5 protein-coding genes are annotated in these 4,206 nt (G+C 72.9%); all 5 read right to left on the minus strand.

Going from position 1 to position 4,206, the window contains the following annotated elements; genetic code table 11:
• Positions 1-759 (minus strand): bacterial transcriptional activator domain-containing protein (locus N4P33_RS33300; RefSeq protein ID WP_260830663.1); only part of this gene is annotated, 759 nt, incomplete at its 3' end.
• 155 nt (positions 760-914) lie between these two features.
• Positions 915-1,322 carry a peptide-methionine (R)-S-oxide reductase MsrB gene (gene msrB / locus N4P33_RS33305; RefSeq protein ID WP_260830664.1) on the minus strand — a complete coding sequence of 136 codons (408 nt, stop codon included), beginning with the start codon at positions 1,320-1,322 and terminating at the stop codon, positions 915-917.
• Between the two features lie 15 nt (positions 1,323-1,337).
• Positions 1,338-2,726: a UDP-N-acetylmuramate--L-alanine ligase gene (murC, locus tag N4P33_RS33310; RefSeq protein ID WP_260830665.1), complete on the minus strand. Its 1,389-nt coding sequence runs from the start codon at positions 2,724-2,726 to the stop codon at positions 1,338-1,340.
• Between the two features lie 71 nt (positions 2,727-2,797).
• Complete coding sequence (locus N4P33_RS33315) at positions 2,798-3,271, minus strand: indole-3-glycerol phosphate synthase (RefSeq protein ID WP_260830666.1); 474 nt, start codon at positions 3,269-3,271, stop codon at positions 2,798-2,800.
• Between the two features lie 208 nt (positions 3,272-3,479).
• Positions 3,480-4,206: pyrimidine reductase family protein (locus N4P33_RS33320; RefSeq protein ID WP_260830667.1), on the minus strand; the 727-nt coding region annotated here is incomplete at its 5' end.

The raw sequence follows: 4,206 nt of genomic DNA on the forward strand, positions 1-4,206 counted from the left end.
GAGGACGACGAGCCCCGGTGGCCCGTGCTGCACGGCCCGCCACGCCTCGGCCAGCCGCCTGCGCTGCTCGCTCCGGCCCACGAGCGGGGTCCCGGCGGGCTGCGGCGCCGGTTCGGCGGCCCGGGGTGCGGAGGTGGAGGTGGACAGCAGCGCGGCGTAGACGGCACGGGTGGGCGGCGACGGGGCGACACCCAGCTCGCGTTCCAGCGCGGCCACGCACGCGTGGTACGTGCGTACGGCACGCGCCCGGTCGCCCAGATCGGCGTGGACGCGCATCAGCTCCCGGTAGCCGGACTCGCGCACGGGGTCTTCGTGGAGGACGCGTTCCAGATATCCGGCGGCGGTTCGGTGGTCACCGCACCGGTGGGAGAGTACGCCGAGTTCCTCCAGCGCGTCGGCGAACTCGCCGCGCAGCCGCTGCCGTTCGGGTACGGGCCACTCGTCGTCGCAGTCCGCCATCAGGTCGCCGGTGTACGCGGCGACGGCCTCGGCGAGGGCCGCCGCGCGCGGCTCGGGCGCGGTCAGGGACCTGGCCCGGCGCAGGGCGTCCTCGAAGACGGCGACGTCCAGGTCGCAGGCAGCGTCGTCCCGCCAGGCGACCGTCCGCGGGGTGATCTCGAGGACCTGCTCGATGCCGGGCACGGCGCAGCGCAGGGTGTGCAGCAGATGCCGCAGATTGGTACGAGCCTGCGCCTCCCCCGACTCGGGCCACAACACCCCGGCAAGCCGCCGCCGGGGGTGCTCCTCGCCGCGGCGCATCACGAGATACCCGAGCAGCGACTCACCCCGAGCGGAGTCCAGTCGCCAGTCGGACCCCCCGCCCCGGCCATCCCGATCCGGAACGGCCCCAGCACCCGCGCCTGAACACACCGCACAGAGCCAGTGTCCCGCCGGAAACCCCGCAGCGCTTGTGATCAGCCCTCGGCCGGCTGCAACCTCAGCGAGATGCTGTTGATGCAGTACCTCTGATCGGTAGGCGTCGGATACCCCTCTCCCTCGAACACATGCCCGAGGTGAGACCCGCAGCGAGCACACCGCACCTCCGTGCGCACCATGCCGTGGGAGCGGTCCTCCACCAGCTCCACCGCGTCGGTGTCCTTCGGGTCGTAGAAGGACGGCCACCCGCAGTGCGACGCGAACTTCGTGTCCGAGGTGAACAGCTCCGCACCGCAGGCGCGGCAGGAGTACACGCCCTCGGTCTTGGTGTCGGTGTACTCACCGGTGAAGGCGGGCTCCGTGGCCGCCTGGCGCAGCACGGCGTACTCGGCGGGCGACAGCTCCGCGCGCCACTGCTCGTCCGGCTTCTCCGCGTCGTACGGCATGAGCCTCAACGCCCCTTACTTCGACAGACGGTCCAGGATCCGCGGGCCGAGGTCGGTGACATCGCCCGCGCCCATGGTGAGAACGAGATCACCGGGCTTCGCCATTCCCGCGACCGCCTCCGGCACCTCGGCCTTGTCGTGCACGGCCGTCACGTCCGCGCCCGCGGCCCGCGCCGCGTCGATGATCAGCTCGCTGGTGACGCCGGGGATCGGGTCCTCGCGCGCCGGGTAGATGTCGAGCACCACCGAGGCGTCGGCCAGCGCCAGGGACTGCCCCATCTCCGTGCCCAGCTCCCGCGTGCGGGAGAACAGGTGCGGCTGGAAGACGACGAGGATGCGGGAGTCACCGGCGGCGGCGCGCATGGCCTCCAGGTCGGCGGTCATCTCGGTCGGGTGGTGGGCGTAGGAGTCGATGACCTGCACACCGCCCGCCTCGCCCTTGAGCTGCAGGCGGCGCTTCACGCCGGTGTAGGCGGCGAGCGCGGGCGCCAGCTCGGCGGCGGGGATGCCGAGCGCCACGCCCGCGGCGAGCGCGGCGACGGCGTTGTGGGCGTAGTGGCGGCCGGGCACGGACACCGTGAAGGTGAGCGGCGCGCCGTCCAGCTCGACGGTGACCTCGCTCTTGAGCCCCTGCGGGACGACCGACAGCACCCGCACATCGGCGTCGGCCGACTCGCCGTACGTCACGGTCCTGACCGAGCCGTCCAGCCGCCCGGTCAGCTCCCGCGCGCCCTCGTGGTCGGCGGAGATCACCAGCGTGCCGCCGGGCACGATCCGGCCGACGAACGTCTCGAAGGACTGGTGGATCTCCTCCATGGAGGCGTAGTTGGCGTGGTGGTCCAGCTCCACGTTGAGAATGATCGCGACCTCGGGCGCGTACTTGTGGAAGCTGCGGTCCGACTCGTCCGCCTCGGCGACGAAGATGTCACCCTCGCCGTGCAGCGCGTTGGAGCCGGGGGCGTCGAGGTCGCCGCCGATCGCGTAGGAGGGGCTCAGGCCGAGCGCGGAGAGGGAGACCGCCAGCATGGAGGTGGTGGTGGTCTTGCCGTGGGTGCCGGCCACGGCGATCGGGCGCAGGCCCTCCATCAGGGCGGCGAGGGCGTCGGAGCGGTGCACCACCGGGATGCCCCGCTCGGCGGCGCGCACCAGCTCGGGGTTGTCCTCGCGGATCGCCGACGACACCACCACGCAGCTGGCGTCGTCGGCGAGGTGCTCGGCGGCGTGCCCGATGTGGACGGTGGCGCCCAGCGCGCGCAGCGCCTCGGCGGTGGCGGAGTCCTTGGCGTCGCTGCCGGCCACCTTGGCGCCGCGCTGGGTGAGGATCTTGGCGATGCCCGACATTCCGGCGCCGCCGATGCCGATGAAGTGCGGTCGGTCCAGGGCGGTGGGAAGGCCGGGTGCCATGCGTGTTCTCCCAGTGGTGCGACGAGCGGGACGGCGGTGTGCGCGCCCTCGGGAAAGAGCGCGGCCCCAGCCTATGCCTTGCTGTGGGAGAACAGTTTCAGCACCGGTACCCCCACCTTGTGCCGGGCGCGGGAGGCCCAGTCCCGGTGGAAGAACTCCTCCACGTAGTGCGGGTCGGTCAGGACGATCACCTCGTCGGCGTCGACCTCCTCGACGAGGGTCTTCAGCGCGTCCAGGGGGTGGTCCTCGATGAGGCGTCCCTCGGCGGCGTCCCCGCTCGCGCGCAGGGCCTGCAGGGACACCTCCAGGGCCCGCTGGCCCATGCTCTTGGCCTCCTCGCCCTCGGGGGTCTCGCCCTCCCGGACGGCCTCGTCGAGCTCGCCGAGGGCCACGTCGTCGATGGCCCGCAGCAGCCGGTCCGCCTGCTCGCCGCGCGGCTGGAGCAGCACGTGGAAGGAGACCGGCTCGTCGCCGTGCAAGGTGGTGACGAACTCCACGTCGGCGGACGTCAGGGCCTTCTCGATCATCAGTACGCTTGTGAACACCAGGGCGCCCCTTCTCCTTCGAGGGCCGAGGACGGCCCTGCGGAAACCATCCTTCCCCGCATGCGCACGGGTACGGCCGGATTCAGTGTGCCCGTCGCGGCACTAAGCGGAACGGAAGATTCCGCTGATTACCGGACCAGCGGTACCCATCGAACCCGTTTCCGGGCGCTTCGGGGAGGTACGGGGCGCGTGTACGGCGTGACGAACGTCAGCGGCGTGTGTAGCGGGTGAAGAGGAAGCCGTCCTCCTCCAGGATCGACGTCAGGGCGAAGCGCTGCGGCACCTCCACCGAGGGGCCGCCGGCGATGCGCTGGGCGTCGCCCGCGGTGAGCATGGGGGACACGGTCAGACACAGCTCGTCCAGCGCCCCGGCCGCCACGAACTGCCCCAGCAGCCGCGGCCCGCCCTCGGTCAGCAGCCGGGTGTGCCCGAGGTCCGCCAGCTCCCGCACCGCCCGCGCGGGATCCACACCCGAGCCCTCCCCGGCGACGACCACCCGCGCGCCCGCCTTCTCGGCGGCGGCGACCCGGTCCCGCGGGGCGTCCGCGCCGGTGAGGACCAGCGTGGGCACGAGCGGGGCGGTGAACAGGGGCAGGGAGAAGTCCAGGTCGAGGCTCGCGCTCACCACCGCGATCGCGGGCGCCGGCCCCTGTCCCGCCGCTTCCCGCGCCGCCGCGAACTCCGCACGCGCGCGTGCCGGGCGGTACCCCTCCTGCCGCACCGTCTGGGCGCCCACGACGACGACGTCCGCGAGCGCCCGCAGCGTGCCGAAGATCCGCATGTCGGCCGCGCAGGAGATGGGCTGCGACCGCCCGTCGTGCTGGGCGGCCCCGTCGAGCGTGGAGACCATGTTCCCCCGCAGCCACGGCTCCCGCCCCTCGCACGCCGGCCCGGGATAGGCGTACGCGGCGGCCAGCTCGCCGAGGCTCCACTCA

This window comes from Streptomyces sp. 15-116A, assembly GCF_025290915.1.
Taxonomy (GTDB): Bacteria; Actinomycetota; Actinomycetes; order Streptomycetales; family Streptomycetaceae; genus Streptomyces.